Genomic DNA, 17,597 nt, shown 5'->3' with positions numbered 1-17,597 from the left:
TTAATTATGAATACTTCTCTCGCAGCTACTGTGCAAAAGTCGATCGCTTTTGTTTTGGGTATTGTGGTGGCCTTCTACGGCCTTGCAAATATCCTTCCAGCTATTGGTGATTTCCGTTTAGGGCCTTTCCCTATGCACTGGTTCCGACCTACCTTCTTCGCACTTTGTGTAGCGATGGTGTTGGTTGATCTGGCTGATTCAAGCAAGAAAACGCCATGGTGGGTTCTTCTTACAGGATTGGCAGCTACTGCTGGCCTCTTCTGGGGTAGCTTCGAGTTCTATTTCGTCGCGCGCGATATTGATGATGCAATGTTCCTATTTGGCTCATACGAGATGTGGGTCGCAGTTTGCTCGGCTGCAGGTGCTCTATTTTTCTGTTGGCGTATTTGGGGCATTCCGGTTGCAATCCTTGGGGTGATCGGAATTGCGTATATGTGGACAGGGCACCTTTGGCCGGGGCCTTTACGTACTGTTAACAGCGGTATCGAAGAGATGTTGGCGCAGAATCTACTCTTCTCGCTTGATACAGGCATTATGGGAAGTACCTTCTCAATCGTTATTACAACAGTATTCCCATTCATCATTCTAGGTGCCGTTTTAGAGGGCGTTGGTGCCGGTGAGTCGATGATTCGCATCGCATTCTACTGGATGCGTCGCACTGCGGGTGGCCCTGCCTATGCAGCGGTCATGTCATCGGGCCTGTTTGGTACCGTGTCGGGCAGTGCAGTAGCTAATGTTGTCGGCACCGGTGTCGTGACCATCCCAATGATCATGCGTCGTGGCTTCACGAAAAGCTTTGCTGGCGCTGTAGAGGCATCGGCTTCTTCTGGTGGTCAGATTATGCCACCTATCATGGGTGCCGCTGCACTGGTCATGGCGGACTTTGCAGGTGTTGGCTACCTGACGGTTATCGTGGCTGTATTAGTACCAGCTGTAGCTTATTACGTCAGTGTCTGCACGATGATCTACTTCGAGACTAAGCGTTTGGGAATTCAGCCTAACGAAGAGGATATTGCCAATACTCCAGTTCCAGAGAGACAGGACTACCTGAATCTTCTAATGATCTTTGGTCCGCTGCTTGTGATCGTGGTTCTTCTGATTCGAGGTATGTCACCATCGGGCGCTTCGATTACCGCTCTAGCACTGCTATTCCCATTGAGTTTCATTAACCCTGAGATTCGTAAACAGCCTGCTCGTTTGATTAAGTGTCTGTCGGATGGTGGTTCCACCTTCGCAGGCCTTTTGATGGCGATTGCGGCAGTCTCGATTGTTATCTCTGCGCTTTCAGCAACGGGTGTGCCGGTCAAATTTGGGGTACTTCTAAACTCAGTGGTGACCGATTCATTGATGATTTCGTTGATTGTCGCGGCAGTCGGGTGTGTGATCTTGGGTATGGGTATGCCAACGCTGCCCGCTTATGTCACCGTAGCAACGATCGCGATTCCAGCGATGCAGATGCTCGGTTTGGACACGCTAACGGCTCACATGTTTGTGTTCATGATCGCAGTGGGATCAGCCATCACCCCACCGGTTGCAATTGCGGCCTACGCTGCAGCCACCATCTCAGGGGGTAAGCCGATTAAGACATCCGTTGATGCCTCTCGAATCGGTATCATGATCTTCTTGATACCTTTCATGTTTGCTTACAACCCTATGATGTTGAGTGTCGATCAAGAGAATATTCAGTTCGCTTGGCTGCCTTGGGCCTGGTTGATGTTGAAACTGATTGTCAGCATTCCCGTTCTTTCAAGTGCACTGATCGGTTTTGATAAATCAAAACTGAATATCTTCGAAATTGCACTGCGCATCAGCTGTGTCGTGTTGATGTTTGTTCCTGACGGTTACTGGGATCTAGTCGGTCTTGGTGGAGCGGTTCTTATCCTGCTTGCTCACCGTCGTATTCTTGGATTTAACAGCCTTATTAAGGAAGGTGGGGCACTATGACCAATATTATTTACATTGTTGCTGATGATCTGGGTTATGCAGATCTAGGCTGTTACGGTGGTCGTGAAGCACAGTTTGGCATGATCTCTCCAAACATCGATCGCTTGGCAGAAGAGGGTATGATCTTTACCGACGGTTATGCGAACTCCCCCGTCTGTTCACCCACACGATTTGCCTTAATGACTATGGCTTATCAGTACCGCTTGCGCGGTGCATTGGAAGAGCCAATCAACAGTCGATCAAAGGGTGACCCCCGTTTAGGCTTACCACCAGAAATCCCAACCTTGCCTTCACAGCTAAAAAAAGCGGGTTACAACACGGGTCTAATCGGCAAGTGGCACCTTGGCTACCCACCTCATTTCAGCCCACTCAAATCGGGCTATGATGAGTTCTATGGCATTATGGCGGGTGGTGTAGATTACTTTAGCCATGTCAGTGGTAAGGGTGACCATGACCTCTACATTGATGAAGAGGAGCACCATGAGCCGGGTTATTTGACGGATCTATTGTCAGAGCGTGCGGTTCAGTTTGTAAACCGTAAAGCAGATGATGCGAAAAACGGTAAACCTTTCTTCCTAAGTCTTCACTACACGGCGCCACACTGGCCTTGGGAGACGCGCGACGACGAAGAGGTCTCTAAAAACATCACCAATCTGTTCCATCTTGATGGCGGTAACATTCATACTTATCAGCGTATGATTCACCACATGGATGAGGGGATCGGGAACATCATGGCTGCGCTTGAAGAGCAGGGCCTAACAGAGGATACCCTGATCGTCTTTACCAGCGACAACGGTGGTGAGCGTTTCTCCGATAACTGGCCTCTGGTCGGCGGTAAAATGGACCTAACAGAGGGCGGTATTCGTGTCCCTTGGGTGGTTCGTTGGCCTAAGGGCATTAAGGCTGGCCAGAAAACGACTCAGCACTGTATGACAATGGATTGGTCATACACTCTGATGAAGATCGGTGGCGGCGAAGCGGACCCAAGCTACGCAACGGACGGAGTAGATTTGACACCTGTTCTAACGGGTCAAGTTGAGAGCTTTGAACGTCCTCTCTTCTGGCGTATGAATCACCGTGATCAGCGTGCCTACCGTATGGGCGATTGGAAATACCTGAAAGTTGATGAGCATGAGTATCTATTCAATGTCGTCAACGATGCACGCGAACGTGCGAACCAAGCTAAGAACTATCCAGATAAACTGGCTGAGATGCGTCAAGTTTGGATGGATTGGAATGATACTATTCCAAGCATCCCTGACGATGCTTCTGTTAGTTTGGGTTATGGTCGAGCAGATATGCCGCAGCGATAAGCTGCGGTTTTTAATTTAGGACAATGTGATGGAACTCTCTCTCTTCAGTAGTCTGGATCCTTATGCAATTGTGGCAGGATTCTTCTTCTCGATGCTGATCTTTTTATCGGGTGTTGGCGCTGGCGTTCTGGTGGTTCCCTCCCTGATTGTTCTGTTTAATCTGGATCCAACATTGGCGGTTGCCAGTGGCTCATTCTTTGCCTTTTTAGCGAAGGTGTTGATGACAGTTGGTCATGCGAAGCAGGGTGGGGTTAACTGGACGGTTGGTCGAAAGTTTCTCTACCTATGCTTGCCGGTCACCATCCTCAGTGCCTTGAGCTTAACACTCGTTTCGGATCCAGAGATGAGAGTGACAGTGGATCGAGTGCTGATGCTACTCGTTCTTCTTGCTGGCCTGCTCTCTCTCGCTTCGATGTTTACTAAACGGATTAAAGAATATTTAAGCAGACTCAGCCTCTCTTGGCTCAGTGGTATCACTGGTTTTTTGATGGGTCTTACGGGTGTGGGTGGCGGAGTCCTAGTGGTTCCAGCACTCTCTTCATCTGGCGGGCTCTCTGTAAAATCTGCCGTAGCGACGTCGATTCCTGTTGGACTGATTCTATCACTGGCAGTCTCAATCACCTTTGGTAGCCGCGGTGTCATGGATTATGCACTGGTGGCCTCCTTGATGGTCGGCTGTGTGGTCTCTTTGCCGTTGGCCTCTAAGCTCTTTTCACGTTTTAGTGAAGAGTCGATTAAACGGATAACGGGACTCTTTATTGGTCTGGCCCTGATCGGTTTAGTTGAAGCCCTATTAGAATCTATGCACTTAATTTAGAGAATTCTAATTTAACTGACCTATCTCAATACCTTTCCTACCCACTTCTCTATTCTGCTTCTAACTTAATTTAGGAGCAGGCTATGAGTCATAACTACCCAGAATATCGCGATCACCTTAATGAATTTGCCGCTAAGCTGCCGAACGGTGCGCGAAAAGGCTTTGCTGCGTTGCATCAAGGCACCATGAAAGAGGGGGTGTTGGATGTTAAAACGAAAGAGCTTATTGCGCTGGGCATTGCAATTGCGATCCGTTGTGATGGCTGTATCGCCTACCATATGAATGCCGCGACCAACGCTGGTGTTACTCGAGAAGAGCTTGACGATATGATTGGGGTTGCTATGTTGATGGGCGGTGGACCTTCAATGGTCTATGGTGCACAAGCAATCGAGGCGTTCGAGCAGTATCAAGCTCAAAAGTAATTATGTACATTGCCTAAGAGGGTATTAAACCTCCTAGGCAATGCTATCAAAAACAGATAAGACTAACGCAACAGAAGGACGGGCGTCGGTGTTCGTCTTAGAAGTGAGGTAGTGGTACTGCCAACCAGCATCTGGCGGATACGCGAGTGTCCGTAAGCGCCCATTACCAGCAGCTCTGAACCCGTCTTAGACTCATGCTCCAGAATAACTTCTTCTGCTTCACCTGCCGCTAATGTGGCATTCACATTAAAGCCAGCCTCCACTAGGACCTTTTCAGCGATCTCCAACTCCTGTTTAAAGTCGAATGTCGCTGGCCCTACCATTAATAGCTCACAATCAGCCTCTTTTAACAGTGGGCTTTTGGCAACCATATCCAGAGCTTTACGAGCGGTTTTGCTACCATCGTAAGCGATCATAAAACGCTTGGGTTCAACCAGTGCTGTATCTGTAATCAGAATAGGGCGATGCAGTGCGCGAATGATCGGTTCGATATGAACCCCCATTGCATCCCCATGCGCGCCTTTGCCTAACACGAGCAGACGAGTATCTGACTGCTCCTCTTCAAGGGTCTGCTGCAGGTCGCCATGACGTTGTGAGGTTGAGGGTTCGAATGCGCGGTCTTGGTTGGCTCTCTCTAGAGCGGCATTCAACATGACACGACCCTGTTCACGGGCAATGCGTCCACGCTGCTCATCAAGAGAGGCGAGCTCTTCTAGAAGAGACTCGCGGGCACCGAGCCCAATGGTGCCACTGAGTTGACTCTTCTCTTCCGTTGGGAATTCACGTTTATCTAAAACGTGCAGAAGCTTAAGAGGTGCTTGAAGAACTCGGCTCGCCCAAGCGGCCGTGTCACACACGGCTTCTGAGCGTTCACCGATGCCATCAATACAGGCTACAACTTGAGTCATAAATACTCCTTAGTGTCCCATCAGCTCATCGATCTGATCAGGTTTGTCGTGTACGGCGAATTTATCCACGATGGTCGCGCTCGCCTCGTTCAAACCAACGGTATCAACCGCAATCCCTTCACGACGGAATTTAAGAATCACCTTATCCAGTGCGCCGACGGCAGTTAAATCCCAGAAGTGTGCACGTGATAGATCAATGGTGACACGATCTGTGTCCTCTTTGAAATCAAACGCAGCGGTGAACTTATCACTTGAACTGAAGAATACCTGGCCGACAACACGATAGACACGATGGTTTTCGCCCTCGCCATCCTCTTTGCCAATGTAGAGGAATTGACCAATTTTGTTGGCAAAGAATAGGGCCGCTAACAGCACACCGGCAAAGACGCCAAAGGCTAGGTTGTGAGTCGCCACAACGACGGCGACCGTCGTCAACATGACGATGTTGGTCGACATTGGGTGTTTGCGTAGGTTAAAGATCGACTCCCAAGAGAAGGTTCCAATAGAGACCATGATCATCACGGCCACCAGTGCCGCCATAGGAATCTGCGAGACCCACTCATCTAGGAAAACAACGAGTATTAGCAGAACCACACCTGCGATCAGTGTTGATAGGCGTGTTCGACCACCTGATTTCACGTTGATCACTGACTGGCCGATCATCGCACAGCCTGCCATGCCACCAAACAGGCCAGCACCGATGTTGGCAAGGCCTTGGCCTTTGCACTCACGGTTTTTATCGCTTGACGTGTCAGTAAGATCATCAACGATGGTGGCGGTCATAAGAGACTCAAGAAGACCTACGACTGCAAGAGGTAGTGAGTAGGGAAGGATGATCCACAGTGTTTCTAGTGTCAGAGGCACATCTGGCCATAGGAAAATAGGGAGTGTGTCAGGCAGTTCACCCATATCGCCTACCGTACGAATATCCAGTCCAAGTGCCATTGAAACCGCGGTCAAAACAAGGATGCAGACCAGTGGTGATGGGATTTTAGTGGTTAGGTAGGGGAAGGTGTAGATAATCACCAAGCCTGCTGCGGTCATGGCATAGACGTGCCAAGTAACATCAATGAGCTCAGGTAACTGCGCCATAAAAATCAAGATCGCCAGAGCGTTTACAAACCCGGTCACTACCGAGCGGGATACAAAGCGCATCAACGAGCCTAAGCGAAGATAACCGGCACCAATCTGAATAACACCCGTTAATAGAGTTGCTGCCAGAAGATACTCAAGACCGTGCTCTTTCACCAAGGTGACCATCAGTAGGGCCATGGCCCCCGTGGCGGCCGAGATCATGCCAGGGCGTCCACCGGCAAACGCGGTGATGACAGCGATACAGAAAGAGGCGTATAGGCCGACTTTAGGGTCAACGCCTGCAATGATCGAGAAGGCGATCGCTTCTGGAATCAAAGCCAAAGCAACAACCAAACCAGAGAGGATGTCGCCACGTACGTTAGAGAACCAGTTGTAGTGTAATGATGGGCTCATTGGGACCTTCAGGGTATTAAAAACGAAAGTCCGCAATGTTATCAGCTTTCAAGCCGTTTGTCGGTGGTCGGCCGGTTTTGAGTTATTGATCGGATTTGCTAGGGATGTAGTTCTGAAAAAAACTGATGTGGGTATTAAAACCACGAGAAAGAGCGAGTGCTCTTTTGTGGTTCATTGGCAGCTCACCGGCTAGAATAGCGCTAAATTCTTTCGTATCAAGACCGCATAACTCAGCAGCTTGCTCTGCAGTCATCCCGGTTGGTTTTAAGTAGAGCTCTTCAATAAGAGTTCCTAGCTGTGCGTTTGAATCGAGAATTAACATGGTAATGGATTAGTGAACATGAACGAGAGTCTAGTATACACCCTGATCTTAATTGGTGTGATAGCCATTGCACTGCTGGCCTGGTTTATTACCAAACAGTTGCGTGAACAGCGAGAGATAACGCGTCAGTTAGCCGAGCAAGAGGAGAAATTGGCGGTAGAGGCAGCAGCCAATCGACGTTACCTAACAGAGAGCATTCGTATCATCTCTAATGCCATACTGCACGATGACAAGATCACTTTGACAGAGGGGTGCATGCGTCTAAAAGTGATGATTGATAATTATGACGCATCGCTGCATCAAGACCCTGACTACCAAGTGATTGAAGAGGTCTATGGTAAAACTTCCCACATTCCTATCCTTCAAGATTGGAAAGCCTTGGATAAACAGTCACAGCGAAAATTTCAGATGGAGATGCTGAAAGTAGAGGCTGAATGCCAAGAAAGAATCCACGTCGCGGCTCAACGTCTGATTGATCATGAGATGCATAGGGTGCACTGATGTCCATACTGCCAGTATTTATCTTTACTCTGCTGGCAACTCTACTGTTGGTCGCGGCACTGACCTTTGGCAGAACACCCAGTTATCGTCCAACAAGAGGATCGGTGATCAATCTACTTGAACGTGTGCTCTCTGGGGAAGCCAAAGTGACCGAGTGGGATCTCTTTCTAGGCTTGCCAATACAGTCAGATCCACTACTGGAAGAGGCAAGGATTGATTGCCTCAGGATACATGAAGGACTTGATGGCGAACAAAAAGCGAGTGAAGGTCTCGCCAACTATCTATATGATCGAAAAGGTCGAGAGCGCATTGCAGAGGTTCTCGAACGGTTAAAAAAAGCGATAAAAAAAGAGCCCACAATACGAGAGTTTTAGGAGCCAAACGTGCTGAACTACCCCAAAACTAAACTGCCTTCTGTCGGTGAAACCATCTTCACAACAATGTCTGCATTAGCGGCTGAAAAACAGGCAATCAACCTGTCACAGGGCTTTCCAGATTACCTAGGCCCACAGAAGTTACTAGACGGTGTTGGTCGTGCGATTACCTCAGGCAACAATCAATACGCCCCTTTGGCCGGTGTTCCCAAACTGTTGGAACAGATTAAACTCAAAGTGAAAAACTATTATGGTCGTGATTTGGATGTGGCCAATGAAGTGACTGTAACGCCAGGTGCTACAGAGGCGATCTACTCAGCGATTACCTCCGTGATTCAGCCCGGTGATGAGGTGATCGTCTTTGATCCCGCCTATGATAGCTATCAGCCTGCCATTGAGATTAATGGTGGAGTGCCGGTTCACATTAAGTTGCTACCGCCCAATTTTTCGGTGCAGTGGGACGAGGTAAGAGCAGCCATCACCTCTAAAACCCGTATGATCATCATTAACACGCCACATAATCCGACGGGATCTATTTGGCAGCGATCCGATTTAGATGCGCTGGCAGACGTTGTCAGGGGCACCGACATATTGATCATCAGTGATGAGGTCTACGAGCACCTGGTCTATGACGGACAGGTGCATCAAAGTGTGAATACTCATCCAGAGTTGATTGAGCGTTCGTTCATTGTCTCCTCGTTCGGCAAAACCTATCACGTCACAGGCTGGCGCACTGGGTATTGTGTTGCACCTGCGCCATTAACCAAAGAGCTGCGCAAGGTTCACCAGTACGTTACATTCACTAGCCACACCCCGATTCAACATGCGATAGCGGACTTTATGGTTGAAGAGCCAGACTACCCACGAACACTGCCGGATTTCTTTACGCAAAAACGCGATCGATTGGCTAAGGGGCTGCAAAACAGCCGTTTCAAACTGCTCAACTCGAGTGGTACCTATTTTCAGTTGGTTGATTACACTGAGATCAGCGATGAGCCTGATGATCAATTTGTACTGCGTATGATTGATGAGGTGGGTGTCGCAGCCATTCCTCTTTCGCCGTTCTACTCAAACGGTGAGCAGACAGGTTGTATTCGTCTCTGCTTCGCCAAAGCGGATGACACCCTTGATAAAGCGATTGAACGCCTATGTCGAATTTAACGCTGAGCTATCTTCAAATCGATCTTGCTTGGGAGGACTCTCAGGCCAACCGTAAGGCTATCGAAGAGCAGGTATTAGCTTTAGATAGCTGCGATATTGTCGTTATGCCTGAGATGTTTTTGACAGGTTTTACCATGTCACCTGAAACCTGTGCAGAACCCATTGATGGCAAGAACTTACAATGGTTGATTGAACTCGCGTCTCAAAGCGGAAAAGCTCTGGCAGGCAGTCTCTCTGTTTCTGTTGCAGGGGAGTATCGAAATCGCTTCCTCTTTATCACCCCTGAGGGGCGTGTCGCTAAATACGACAAACGCCATCTGTTCACTATGGGTGATGAGCCAAATCACTACTCGGCCGGTGAAGAGCGCGTCATTATTCACTACAAAGGGTGGCGAATTATGCCGCTGGTCTGTTATGACCTTCGTTTCCCGGTATGGTCAAGAAATTGTGATGAGTATGATCTGCTTCTCTATGTGGCTAACTGGCCGGCTGCTAGAAGAGTCGCGTGGCGCTCTCTGCTTCAGGCGCGAGCCGTGGAGAACCTAGCCTATGTTGTTGGAGTCAATCGAGTCGGTACGGACGGAAATGGACTGGAGTATTCTGGCGACAGCCTGGTGATCTCTTTTGATGGGGAGTTGTTAAAAGAGAGTGAACCGTTTCAAGCAACGATCGAATCTGTTTCGCTGAATAAAGACGATCTTATGGAGTATCGATCTCGCTTCCCGGCGGCCGCCGATCGTGATGCGTTCACCTTGAGCGGTGTTAAGCGCAGAATCGTTGAACTTTAACGAAGTTTAAGCGGGCGCATGCAACGATACTCAGGTAACCCCTCTTTGGTGGGTACAATCGCACTGAGGCGAAGTGCGCTTTCAAGATGACCCGCTAACTCCTTAGGTAGTGGCTCTTCAAATGGGTCAAATGTCTGAAAGTAATCGATTAAAGGATTTCTAAAGAAATAGAGTGCGGATTCAGCGGTAATTTTGTCGCACAGTGCTTTTGCTTTTCGCGTACTTCGGGAATCATCAAACGCACCCTTAAGGCGTGTCTCAACGATTAAAATAATATCGGTTTCAGGTGAAGAGGAGATGTAGGCGCGCATGCCAATCTGCTCGTCTCGGGTATTAAGAAGATCTGCAATATTCGGGATTAACTGCTTATCTAGATCAAGGTTGAGTCTGTAAAAGCCCATATCAATCAGTGTGACCGGTCTCTCTGCAAGTTGGTAGAAGGCTCTAGCAGAATCATCGGCTTTGAGAGCGCCGCTGACCAATAACACGGCTGAGATAATAAGGGCTTTTAGAGAGTAGGTTTTCAATTCATGTTCCTGATCAAAATTTAGCCTATTTTATTCATTGAACAGGAATAAAAAAAGAGGCTCTAAGGCCTCTTTAGAATATTTATCAGCTCACTCTCTCAATTAGAGTTCACCCTCAACCGTTGTAAGTCCATGAATGGTCCAATCTTGGTAACCACCACGGTAGTAGTAGATCAGTTCTGCTGGGTAGCCTTCACGGATCATGGCACGAATGCCGCTTGGGCTTTGTGGACAGGTGCTTGAGTTACAGAAAGCGTAGATCTTAGTTGTAACGTCTGCACAGCTCCAACCCTCACCCTTTTTCTCACAACCGAATTGATCCATGTTCATGGCAACTTCAGTGTATGGAATGTTGATAGATCCAGGGATGGTACCTAGTTGAAGAACGTGATCTTTCATACGCATATCAACGATCATGTTGTTCTCTTTACCAATCGCTTCGATCACATCGATCTCACCAACTGGCGTGACACCTTCTGCTGGAACCATTGGTTGTAGGTAACCCTTAATCAATGCAGGTGGAGTTTTAACTCGAGTGATCTCCATTGGGCCATCTTCAAGCTCAACGGTGTAAGCGTTCATTTTGTCCCATAGCTGGATGTGTTCGTCGCTGGCGATTGCAGTTAATGTGGTACCCGCAAATACTGCAGCGGTAGCGATGCTTAAAAGCTTTTTCATGATCTTTCCTCAGTGTTAATAGCGACTCTTACTTTTTATAACCATAAACAAGAGTCTTATTACCATTATCCTCTTCTGCTTTGGAAAAGTCTTATTAATTTTTAACCTCTGCTATTATTCTTTGATCGAATAATTACTTCGTAGGTCCTGGCATGAAAAAACTGACTCCACTCTCATTAGCCCTGTTTTTGATGACGGCTTCTAGCCACTCAATGGCAGAGATGTCCGTTGATCACAGCAAAATGACTCAACATGATCACGAGATGATGATGAAGCATCTCGGCATGTCTGAAGAGGAGGCTACACCTGTCGTCAATGACCAGAGAGAACTCGTATTGTTTCCTGAAGCTGAATACCATCTCACTTTGCAGAACATGCGAGACCACCTGAGGGGGGTAAACCTAGCCCTAATGAATGTGGCCTCTGGAGACTATGTTCAGGCTGCAGAAGCGATTGAGCAGCATCTTGGTTTTGGCAACAGTCACGGCGCCAATGGTCTGCATTCGGCTCGAGAGTACATGCCTCCTGGAATGCAGATGTTGGGTCACGGGATGCACACTAAAGCCAATGCATTAGCTACGACGCTCAGGGATGCGGAAATTACCGAAGATAGCCAGGAGATTTTTCTGAAAATGGCCGATCTTACGTCGCAGTGTGTGGCCTGCCACGATGCGTATCGATTGGGCGCAGAGTAGAAGCTAGAGCTAGTTTGCGGCGTTTGAGCTAACAGGTGATAGCACACCACCCACATCAACCGCGCCTAATGCGACGTTTACCATGGCGTTAGTACCAACATCGGCAAGTATCTGCTCTTCATTGAGTGGATTCTTGCCGCAACTCTCCAACATGTTGGATGCATTTTTGCGATCGACATAGTCCAAGGCTGCGTTGGCACCGATGATGATGGGTGCCAATCCAACGGTCGCTACCGTCAAAATAGGCGTTGCAATGTTACGTCCCCATTTTAACTTCTCATGCTCAGTGACCGTTGACATGGATGATTCACATTGGGCAGTGACTACATCGCCATTGATACGTAGCTTATGAGCCGTGTCGTAACTCACGCTAGAGCATCCACTTACCAGCAGTGTTGAGCAGATTAAAGAGGTTGCGATGATTCTCATTGGACTTTGCTTTTGTACCATTAATGAACATTGTGACACTTATCTATATAGAGACAGGTTTTCCTGAAAAGTTCCCTAAGTTATTAATTTATTTTAAAAGTGACTCAATATTTACACCTTTTCGTATTCTGCTTTAATACAGTTAACCTGTCTGATTCATCTTAGGAGTTTGTCATGCGCCTATCTACCTTCCCGTTAGCATTTACACTGTGGGTATCGATGCTTGCCACTGTCGCTCATGCTCAACGAGTCCCTGATCTTGAACGTGAACAACGGATGGTGGATGAAATAGTTGATGTCATCTTTGATGGCGACCCTATAGAACTCAGTGACGGTGATCGGGAGTTTCTAGCGATCTTTATGGAGGCCGACGAGCCAAAAGGGACAGTGATCATCGCTCATGGACGTGGTTATCACGCCGACTGGGAGAGCGTTGTAAACCCTTTGCGAGTGGGTTTGGTTGAAGCGGGTTGGAATACCCTCAGCATTCAACTTCCGGTTTTGGAAAAGAGCGCTAAGTATTTTGACTACGTCGATATCTTTGATGAAGCTGCCCCACGTTTCCAGGCTGCGACTGAGTTTGCTAAGGAGCAGGGTGGTCAAGTTGTTTTGCTCGCTCACAGTTGTGGTTCACACATGGCGCAGCGTTGGATTAAGAATCAACCTGAAGCGAGCTTAGCCTCATTTGATGCCTATGTCGGAATCGGGATGGGAGCCACCGATTACAAACAACCGATGGTAGAACCTTTTCAGCTCGATAAAATGCCAATGCCAGTCTTAGACCTTTATGGCAGTGAAGATTTCCCGGCTGTTATCAGAAAAGCGCCAGAGCGTCTGGCTATGCTGGAAAAAGCAGGTAATCCAAAGTCGGCACAGCTGGTTGTTGAAGGGGCAGAGCACTACTTTAAAACGCATAAATCTGAGTTGGTCGACACTGTTTCTGGTTGGTTAGATAGGCTTTGACCTTAGTTACGGTAAAGGGTCTTAATTAGATGGTAGCCAAAACGGGTTTTGATAGGGCCGTGTACCTTTAAGATCGGGCGCTTAAAGACCACATCATCGAAGGCTTTGACCATATCGCCACGATGAAACTCACCGAGGCTACCGCCTTTTTTGCCTGATGGGCAGATAGAGTGTTTTTTAGCGAGCTGATCGAACTTCTTGCCCTTTTTAAGCTCAGCTAATATCGCCAAAGCTTCCTCTTTGGTCTTTACCAAAATGTGTACTGCAGATGCGGTGGCCATAGTCTCTCTCGAAATGGTTATGTTGTGTATTCTATCAGATCTACTCTAGCGCTTCTGCTAAGGTGGCGGTAAAACTTAACTGGTTCGGTAGAGGTGTCAGGTCAGATCGAGAGACAGTTTTTAACGGTTGAAACTGCAGATCTGCCAAAACGATTTCACAGCCATCCTGAATTCGACGTTCAATGAAACGTTCAAGTGCCGACAGCCCGCCGGCATCCAGTATCGATACACCATCTAGGTATAAGATGATTTTTTGTTTTCCTTGGCTTAGGTGCTCCAGTTGGTCAAAAACTCGATCAGCGGCAGCAAAGAAAAGCGGACCTTTGATTTTGTAGACGGCGGTTCTTTCAGAGAGCGGCCTAGGGACATGTTTACGCACCCCACTGATATCTTTTACTTGGGTCATCTGTGCTATGTCTCGCATGAAGAGCAGTGCCGCTAGCACGACGCCCACGCAAATGGCGATCACCATGTCAAAGATGACGGTCAGCGAGAAGCAGCTAGTCTCTATCTCGTTAAAGCCCCAGAGAAAAGCCGCTAGGGTTCCGACAATGGCTGCTGGAAGATAGGTTGGGATGGGCGTTTTAAATTTTGGCCAAATGATCAATGAGGCCAGTGTCACCACCCCGACAACGAGCTCCCCGGTGTGAATGGCAGGAAGATGGTCAAACAGGGTGACAAGCTTGGCAAAGAAGAATTCAGGCATTTCAGCTATATGAAGGCCTAGGAAATCATTGAGTTGCAATACTGCGATAACGACGGCAATGCCACTGGTGAAGCCGAGAGTCACCGGTTCGGGTATATACTCAATCAACCGACCTAACCTCGCGAAAGCGAGCGTGAGCATGATCAAACCGGCCAGAAGCGTTGCGAGTAGAAGTCCATTCAAGCCGTAACTTTGAGCAACGGGATAGAGTATGACTACGAATGCAGCCGTTGGGCCTGAAACGCTGTATCTAGAGCCACCGGTTAAAGGGATCAATATACCGGCAATGATCGCTGTATAGAGACCGTACTGTGGAGGTACACCGCTGGCAATGGCGAGTGCCATAGAGAGCGGAATGGCGATGATACCGACAGTTAAACCGGCGAGTAGGTCTTTGATGAAATGATCAAAACGGTACCCCCCTTTAAAGACCTCACGCAGAGCAGTGAAAGGGAGTACCGAATTAAAACGTGATCGATGTGGCATGTCAGTGAGGACCGTATAGATCGTATAAGATCCTCACAATTTATAAGGATTTGAGTGAACTAGCTATCGTCTTTTAGTCGTTGCTACTGTCAACACAGGTGTCACAGTGCTCTTTGAAGATACCGACTTTTACCAGCACCGAGTGGAACCAACAGCCGGCACACCAACCTGCAGCGGCTTCAAGCCACATGAAGGTTAGACAGAGAGGAATGGTCACTAGCGGGGTCCAGCGAGGCATCCAGTTTTGTGTGGTTGTCAGCAGTTCACTTCCTGTGAGGCTGTTTACAAATTCGGCAACCGGTACCGGATTGAAGAAGAGCAGGCAGGCTGCAACCAGTGCGGTACCAATCTTCCAAGCAAACTTCTTAGGCTGGTATGGGCGGTAGACCGGCTTGTGGTGACGGTTCATGGCAGCGGAAATCCAGAACAGAGGGCAGAGCCAAGCGGTGCGTTTGCTTTGACTTAGCACCATCTCCCAAAGGACATAGAGCAATAGGTAAGTTTGTGGGGTCCAGTCGTAGACCTGGCGAACGACCTCAGCGGAGTAGATGATCTGCCCAGCCATGTTGGTTTCCCAAGTATCTTCCAGTGTGCTGGGATCAACAATGAAAGCCGAGCCATTTATGGTGTTGTAGAAGATGACTAATATAGAGACGGGTACTAAGAATAGAAAAGCGGCACGTGTTCTAACAACATTGTCGTTGACCATGTCGTAACTCATTGGGTGAAACAGTGGGTTTCTCATCAGTGATCCTCTATTGTTTTTATATTAACTGTTCCTAATAATAGGCTAGGTATAAGCGTTAATAATAGATGCTGCTTAGGTTAAGTTTTTCTTAACTAGTTTGGTTATAGATCTCTTGGTTATTTATTAACTTTACTAATATAAGCGGCTCTCCAGCAGGGTTATTGGATGTCTAAGTTTCAAATCATCGTCGGTACCGTTTATGGTTCAACTATTGAATTGGCTGATGAGTGTCAGGAATTTCTGACCACTCAGGGACATCAGTGTGAATGGCTAGATACACCCGAGCTCTCTGATCTTGATCCATCAGCTTCCCTGCTGATTATGACGGCATCGACAGGAATGGGAGACATCCCAGACGGTTTGATGCCGCTCTACTGTGATCTATTAGATGAAGAGCCCGATTTAACCCATCAGCGCTTTGCATTGGTAGGGTTAGGGGATTCAAGTTATGACTATTTCAACGGGGCGGCCAAACGACTGTTTGAAGTGTTTTCAAATCTGAAGGCTCAATCGTTGGTTGAGCCGCTCTATGTTGATGCCAATAAAGATCCTGAGCCAGCAGAACCTGTTATGCGTTGGCTAGCGAGCTGGATCGATTAGTCGAAAGGTTAGATTGATTCTCGGTTGTTTAACGCGAAGACGTTTTGGCACTGAGTGCTCCCAACTCTCTTGAACTCCAGCGTTCATGATCAGCAGAGAGCCGTGGCTGAGTTCAAAGTCGACGGTCTCTTTTCTACTCTTTAAATCTCTAAATCGAAAGGTGCGAGAGCTCCCTAGTGACAGTGACGCGATGACAGGCTGTTCGCCCAGTTCTGGCTCGTTATCACTGTGCCACCCCATACTGTCATGCCCATCTCGATAGAGGTTACAAAGAACGGCATTAAATGTGTGGTTGGCCGTTGACTCGATTTTGTCTTTAATGGATTCGAGAATGCTCGGAAAGCCGCTACCCTCCATCGTCAGATTAGAATAGCGATAACTAACACCTTTTGATGCTACAAAGCACTGCAGTCTTGGAATAGGGTGGCTTTTTCCATAAAGGGTAATACTCTCTTGGCGCCACTCTAAGGTGTTTGTGAGCTCCATGAGCAACTCATCTGCTTCACTCGAACTGAGAAAATCCTCGATCAGTTCAACGTTTATACGACTACTCATTAAAGTTGTTTAAGATAGCTTAGCAGTTGATCGGCTATGACCGGTGTCAGATCTAAGGAATTTGTCTCATGGACGATGCTGTTGCAGCTGTGAATTTCGGCAATATCTTTCAATAGTGCATATGCATCTTTAGCAAAAATACCGTGTACCCCAAGGATCAAAGGTTTACCCATCTCCGCTGACTCCAAGTGTTCGATGGTCGCTAGCATGGTTCTTCCGCTGGAGATGATGTCATCGACTAATACAGGACGATAGCCTCTGTATTGGGCCAGTTCAGGCTCTGTCACAGCGACATCGTAATCACCTGATCGCTCTTTCAACAGGATCTGATAGGGGCGATTAGATGCGTTAGCGATGGCAGCTACCCACTGTTCACTCTCTTCATCAGGGCCGATCAACAATAAGTTATCGGTTTGAGTTTTTAGGAACTCGGTAATCACCGTTTGCGCCGTGCAGACCATTCCGTTGAGTGTATATACCGCATCCAGTGTTGGATAACGATGTAGGTGTGGATCGACCGTTATCAGTGCATCAAAGGCGAGGGATAGGTGCTTAGCAAAGTGTCTAGAGGTGATCGATTCGCCAGTATGAAAACGTTTGTCTTGGCGCATATACGGAAGATAGGGCGTGATCAGACAGATATTGCTAGCGCCAAGCTCGCGCGCATTTTCTGCAAAACTGAGTAGCGGAAACAGTTTCTCATTGGGTTGGTAGAGGTCGCAGAAAATAACCACGTTGGATTGTGCTACGTCGGTATCAACCCTGAGAAACGTCTCCCCATCAGGGAAGTGACGGATTTCAAATTGACCTAATGGTAGACCGGTAGCTTCAGCGAGTTTCTCCGGAATAGGGTGGCTTGGAGATAGATTAAATAGAATGGAGTTTTTCATA

General features: G+C 47.9%; 22 protein-coding genes. 11 read left to right on the top strand and 11 right to left on the bottom strand.

The features are described from left to right. The first annotated feature begins 6 nt into the window (after nt 1–6). The 4 genes from XMG48_RS10480 to XMG48_RS10465 all read left to right on the top strand — a co-directional run bounded on the left by XMG48_RS10480 (nt 7) and on the right by XMG48_RS10465 (nt 4,496). A complete protein-coding gene (locus tag XMG48_RS10480) occupies nt 7–1,944 on the top strand; it encodes a TRAP transporter fused permease subunit (protein WP_173482021.1) in 1,938 nt (645 codons plus the stop codon). Then, a complete protein-coding gene (locus XMG48_RS10475; RefSeq protein ID WP_173482020.1) occupies nt 1,941–3,257 on the top strand; it encodes a sulfatase in 1,317 nt (438 codons plus the stop codon). Before XMG48_RS10480 ends, XMG48_RS10475 begins: the two co-directional genes overlap by 4 nt. Before the next feature lie 28 nt (nt 3,258–3,285). Next, nucleotides 3,286–4,074 (top strand): sulfite exporter TauE/SafE family protein, encoded by a 789-nt coding sequence (locus tag XMG48_RS10470; RefSeq protein ID WP_173482019.1) that lies wholly within the window; start codon nt 3,286–3,288, stop codon nt 4,072–4,074. Between the two features lie 83 nt (nt 4,075–4,157). Next, nucleotides 4,158–4,496: a carboxymuconolactone decarboxylase family protein gene (locus tag XMG48_RS10465; RefSeq protein WP_173482018.1), complete on the top strand. Its 339-nt coding sequence runs from the start codon at nt 4,158–4,160 to the stop codon at nt 4,494–4,496. Between the two features lie 62 nt (nt 4,497–4,558). Here XMG48_RS10465 and XMG48_RS10460 read toward each other — a convergent pair whose 3' ends face one another. The 3 genes from XMG48_RS10460 to XMG48_RS10450 all read right to left on the bottom strand — a co-directional run bounded on the left by XMG48_RS10460 (nt 4,559) and on the right by XMG48_RS10450 (nt 7,214). Further along, nucleotides 4,559–5,404, bottom strand: coding sequence for a universal stress protein (locus XMG48_RS10460; RefSeq protein ID WP_173482017.1), 846 nt, complete (start codon nt 5,402–5,404; stop codon nt 4,559–4,561). A 9-nt stretch (nt 5,405–5,413) separates the two neighbouring features. Next, nucleotides 5,414–6,892: a SulP family inorganic anion transporter gene (locus tag XMG48_RS10455; RefSeq protein WP_173482016.1), complete on the bottom strand. Its 1,479-nt coding sequence runs from the start codon at nt 6,890–6,892 to the stop codon at nt 5,414–5,416. Between the two features lie 82 nt (nt 6,893–6,974). Further along, nucleotides 6,975–7,214: a hypothetical protein gene (locus XMG48_RS10450; protein WP_173482015.1), complete on the bottom strand. Its 240-nt coding sequence runs from the start codon at nt 7,212–7,214 to the stop codon at nt 6,975–6,977. Nucleotides 7,215–7,232: 18 nt separating this feature from the next. On the opposite strand from XMG48_RS10450, the gene XMG48_RS10445 reads away from it, so the two are divergent. Genes XMG48_RS10445 through XMG48_RS10430 form a run of 4 tightly spaced genes read left to right on the top strand, consistent with a single transcriptional unit; the run spans nt 7,233 to nt 10,038 of the window. Continuing rightward, nucleotides 7,233–7,715 (top strand): DUF2489 domain-containing protein, encoded by a 483-nt coding sequence (locus XMG48_RS10445; protein WP_173482014.1) that lies wholly within the window; start codon nt 7,233–7,235, stop codon nt 7,713–7,715. Beyond that, nucleotides 7,715–8,089 carry a hypothetical protein gene (locus XMG48_RS10440; protein ID WP_173482013.1) on the top strand — a complete coding sequence of 125 codons (375 nt, stop codon included), beginning with the start codon at nt 7,715–7,717 and terminating at the stop codon, nt 8,087–8,089. The genes XMG48_RS10445 and XMG48_RS10440 overlap by 1 nt, the downstream gene beginning before the upstream one ends. 9 nt (nt 8,090–8,098) lie before the next feature. Continuing rightward, entirely contained in the window at nt 8,099–9,250 is a 1,152-nt protein-coding gene (locus XMG48_RS10435) for a methionine aminotransferase (protein WP_371731449.1), read from the top strand. After that, complete coding sequence (locus tag XMG48_RS10430) at nt 9,238–10,038, top strand: amidohydrolase (protein WP_173482012.1); 801 nt, start codon at nt 9,238–9,240, stop codon at nt 10,036–10,038. The genes XMG48_RS10435 and XMG48_RS10430 overlap by 13 nt, the downstream gene beginning before the upstream one ends. On the opposite strand, the gene XMG48_RS10425 is transcribed toward XMG48_RS10430, so the two are convergent. Together XMG48_RS10425 and XMG48_RS10420 are read right to left on the bottom strand one after the other, a co-directional pair. Further along, nucleotides 10,035–10,565 (bottom strand): hypothetical protein, encoded by a 531-nt coding sequence (locus XMG48_RS10425; RefSeq protein WP_173482011.1) that lies wholly within the window; start codon nt 10,563–10,565, stop codon nt 10,035–10,037. The two genes, XMG48_RS10430 and XMG48_RS10425, sit on opposite strands and share 4 nt — an antisense overlap. Nucleotides 10,566–10,667: 102 nt before the next feature. Beyond that, nucleotides 10,668–11,243, bottom strand: coding sequence for a rhodanese-like domain-containing protein (locus XMG48_RS10420; protein WP_173482010.1), 576 nt, complete (start codon nt 11,241–11,243; stop codon nt 10,668–10,670). A 152-nt stretch (nt 11,244–11,395) separates the two neighbouring features. Between XMG48_RS10420 and XMG48_RS10415 the strand changes: the two genes are divergently transcribed. After that, on the top strand, nt 11,396–11,938 hold the full coding sequence (locus XMG48_RS10415) for a hypothetical protein (protein WP_173482009.1): 543 nt from the start codon (nt 11,396–11,398) through the stop codon (nt 11,936–11,938). A 9-nt stretch (nt 11,939–11,947) separates the two neighbouring features. On the opposite strand, the gene XMG48_RS10410 is transcribed toward XMG48_RS10415, so the two are convergent. Beyond that, a complete protein-coding gene (locus XMG48_RS10410) occupies nt 11,948–12,307 on the bottom strand; it encodes a hypothetical protein (RefSeq protein WP_173482008.1) in 360 nt (119 codons plus the stop codon). Nucleotides 12,308–12,541: 234 nt separating this feature from the next. Here XMG48_RS10410 and XMG48_RS10405 point away from each other — a divergent pair, with 234 nt between their 5' ends. Beyond that, nucleotides 12,542–13,330, top strand: a complete 789-nt coding sequence (locus XMG48_RS10405) for a DUF3530 family protein (protein ID WP_173482007.1) — start codon at nt 12,542–12,544, stop codon at nt 13,328–13,330. A gap of 2 nt (nt 13,331–13,332) precedes the next feature. On the opposite strand, the gene ppiC is transcribed toward XMG48_RS10405, so the two are convergent. From ppiC to XMG48_RS10390, 3 genes are all read right to left on the bottom strand, one after another. Beyond that, nucleotides 13,333–13,611: a peptidylprolyl isomerase PpiC gene (ppiC, locus tag XMG48_RS10400; RefSeq protein WP_173482006.1), complete on the bottom strand. Its 279-nt coding sequence runs from the start codon at nt 13,609–13,611 to the stop codon at nt 13,333–13,335. Nucleotides 13,612–13,651: 40 nt separating this feature from the next. Then, complete coding sequence (locus XMG48_RS10395) at nt 13,652–14,803, bottom strand: SulP family inorganic anion transporter (protein ID WP_173482005.1); 1,152 nt, start codon at nt 14,801–14,803, stop codon at nt 13,652–13,654. A 73-nt stretch (nt 14,804–14,876) separates the two neighbouring features. After that, the gene (locus XMG48_RS10390) at nt 14,877–15,548 is read right to left on the bottom strand and encodes a DUF4395 family protein (RefSeq protein WP_173482004.1); all 672 of its coding nucleotides are present in this window, start codon (nt 15,546–15,548) and stop codon (nt 14,877–14,879) included. A gap of 168 nt (nt 15,549–15,716) precedes the next feature. On the opposite strand from XMG48_RS10390, the gene XMG48_RS10385 reads away from it, so the two are divergent. Next, nucleotides 15,717–16,151 (top strand): flavodoxin domain-containing protein, encoded by a 435-nt coding sequence (locus XMG48_RS10385; protein ID WP_173482003.1) that lies wholly within the window; start codon nt 15,717–15,719, stop codon nt 16,149–16,151. Here the strand turns inward: XMG48_RS10385 and XMG48_RS10380 are convergent. Together XMG48_RS10380 and XMG48_RS10375 are read right to left on the bottom strand one after the other, a co-directional pair. Next, nucleotides 16,131–16,706: an alpha-ketoglutarate-dependent dioxygenase AlkB gene (locus tag XMG48_RS10380; protein ID WP_173482002.1), complete on the bottom strand. Its 576-nt coding sequence runs from the start codon at nt 16,704–16,706 to the stop codon at nt 16,131–16,133. The genes XMG48_RS10385 and XMG48_RS10380 overlap by 21 nt on opposite strands. Then, complete coding sequence (locus XMG48_RS10375) at nt 16,706–17,596, bottom strand: ribose-phosphate diphosphokinase (RefSeq protein ID WP_173482001.1); 891 nt, start codon at nt 17,594–17,596, stop codon at nt 16,706–16,708. The genes XMG48_RS10380 and XMG48_RS10375 overlap by 1 nt, the downstream gene beginning before the upstream one ends. Between the last annotated feature and the right edge of the window lies 1 nt (nt 17,597).

The organism is Marinobacterium sp. xm-g-48 (assembly GCF_013282925.1).
Lineage (GTDB): Bacteria > Pseudomonadota > Gammaproteobacteria > Pseudomonadales > Balneatricaceae > Marinobacterium_E.
Note: the sequence above shows the minus strand (reverse complement) of the source record. Positions and strands in the feature narration are given on the sequence as shown.

What these genes read in the sequence shown, in the direction of transcription:
- XMG48_RS10380 (WP_173482002.1), bottom strand. Translation starts at nt 16,706, where the DNA reads ATGAGTAGTCGTATAAACGTTGAACTGATCGAGGATTTTCTCAGTTCG.
- XMG48_RS10430 (WP_173482012.1), top strand. Translation starts at nt 9,238, where the DNA reads ATGTCGAATTTAACGCTGAGCTATCTTCAAATCGATCTTGCTTGGGAG.
- XMG48_RS10375 (WP_173482001.1), bottom strand. Translation starts at nt 17,596, where the DNA reads ATGAAAAACTCCATTCTATTTAATCTATCTCCAAGCCACCCTATTCCG.
- XMG48_RS10405 (WP_173482007.1), top strand. Translation starts at nt 12,542, where the DNA reads ATGCGCCTATCTACCTTCCCGTTAGCATTTACACTGTGGGTATCGATG.
- XMG48_RS10475 (WP_173482020.1), top strand. Translation starts at nt 1,941, where the DNA reads ATGACCAATATTATTTACATTGTTGCTGATGATCTGGGTTATGCAGAT.
- XMG48_RS10480 (WP_173482021.1), top strand. Translation starts at nt 7, where the DNA reads ATGAATACTTCTCTCGCAGCTACTGTGCAAAAGTCGATCGCTTTTGTT.
- XMG48_RS10450 (WP_173482015.1), bottom strand. Translation starts at nt 7,214, where the DNA reads ATGTTAATTCTCGATTCAAACGCACAGCTAGGAACTCTTATTGAAGAG.
- XMG48_RS10460 (WP_173482017.1), bottom strand. Translation starts at nt 5,404, where the DNA reads ATGACTCAAGTTGTAGCCTGTATTGATGGCATCGGTGAACGCTCAGAA.
- ppiC (WP_173482006.1), bottom strand. Translation starts at nt 13,611, where the DNA reads ATGGCCACCGCATCTGCAGTACACATTTTGGTAAAGACCAAAGAGGAA.
- XMG48_RS10470 (WP_173482019.1), top strand. Translation starts at nt 3,286, where the DNA reads ATGGAACTCTCTCTCTTCAGTAGTCTGGATCCTTATGCAATTGTGGCA.
- XMG48_RS10390 (WP_173482004.1), bottom strand. Translation starts at nt 15,548, where the DNA reads ATGAGAAACCCACTGTTTCACCCAATGAGTTACGACATGGTCAACGAC.
- XMG48_RS10455 (WP_173482016.1), bottom strand. Translation starts at nt 6,892, where the DNA reads ATGAGCCCATCATTACACTACAACTGGTTCTCTAACGTACGTGGCGAC.
- XMG48_RS10420 (WP_173482010.1), bottom strand. Translation starts at nt 11,243, where the DNA reads ATGAAAAAGCTTTTAAGCATCGCTACCGCTGCAGTATTTGCGGGTACC.
- XMG48_RS10465 (WP_173482018.1), top strand. Translation starts at nt 4,158, where the DNA reads ATGAGTCATAACTACCCAGAATATCGCGATCACCTTAATGAATTTGCC.
- XMG48_RS10415 (WP_173482009.1), top strand. Translation starts at nt 11,396, where the DNA reads ATGAAAAAACTGACTCCACTCTCATTAGCCCTGTTTTTGATGACGGCT.
- XMG48_RS10440 (WP_173482013.1), top strand. Translation starts at nt 7,715, where the DNA reads ATGTCCATACTGCCAGTATTTATCTTTACTCTGCTGGCAACTCTACTG.
- XMG48_RS10445 (WP_173482014.1), top strand. Translation starts at nt 7,233, where the DNA reads ATGAACGAGAGTCTAGTATACACCCTGATCTTAATTGGTGTGATAGCC.
- XMG48_RS10385 (WP_173482003.1), top strand. Translation starts at nt 15,717, where the DNA reads ATGTCTAAGTTTCAAATCATCGTCGGTACCGTTTATGGTTCAACTATT.
- XMG48_RS10395 (WP_173482005.1), bottom strand. Translation starts at nt 14,803, where the DNA reads ATGCCACATCGATCACGTTTTAATTCGGTACTCCCTTTCACTGCTCTG.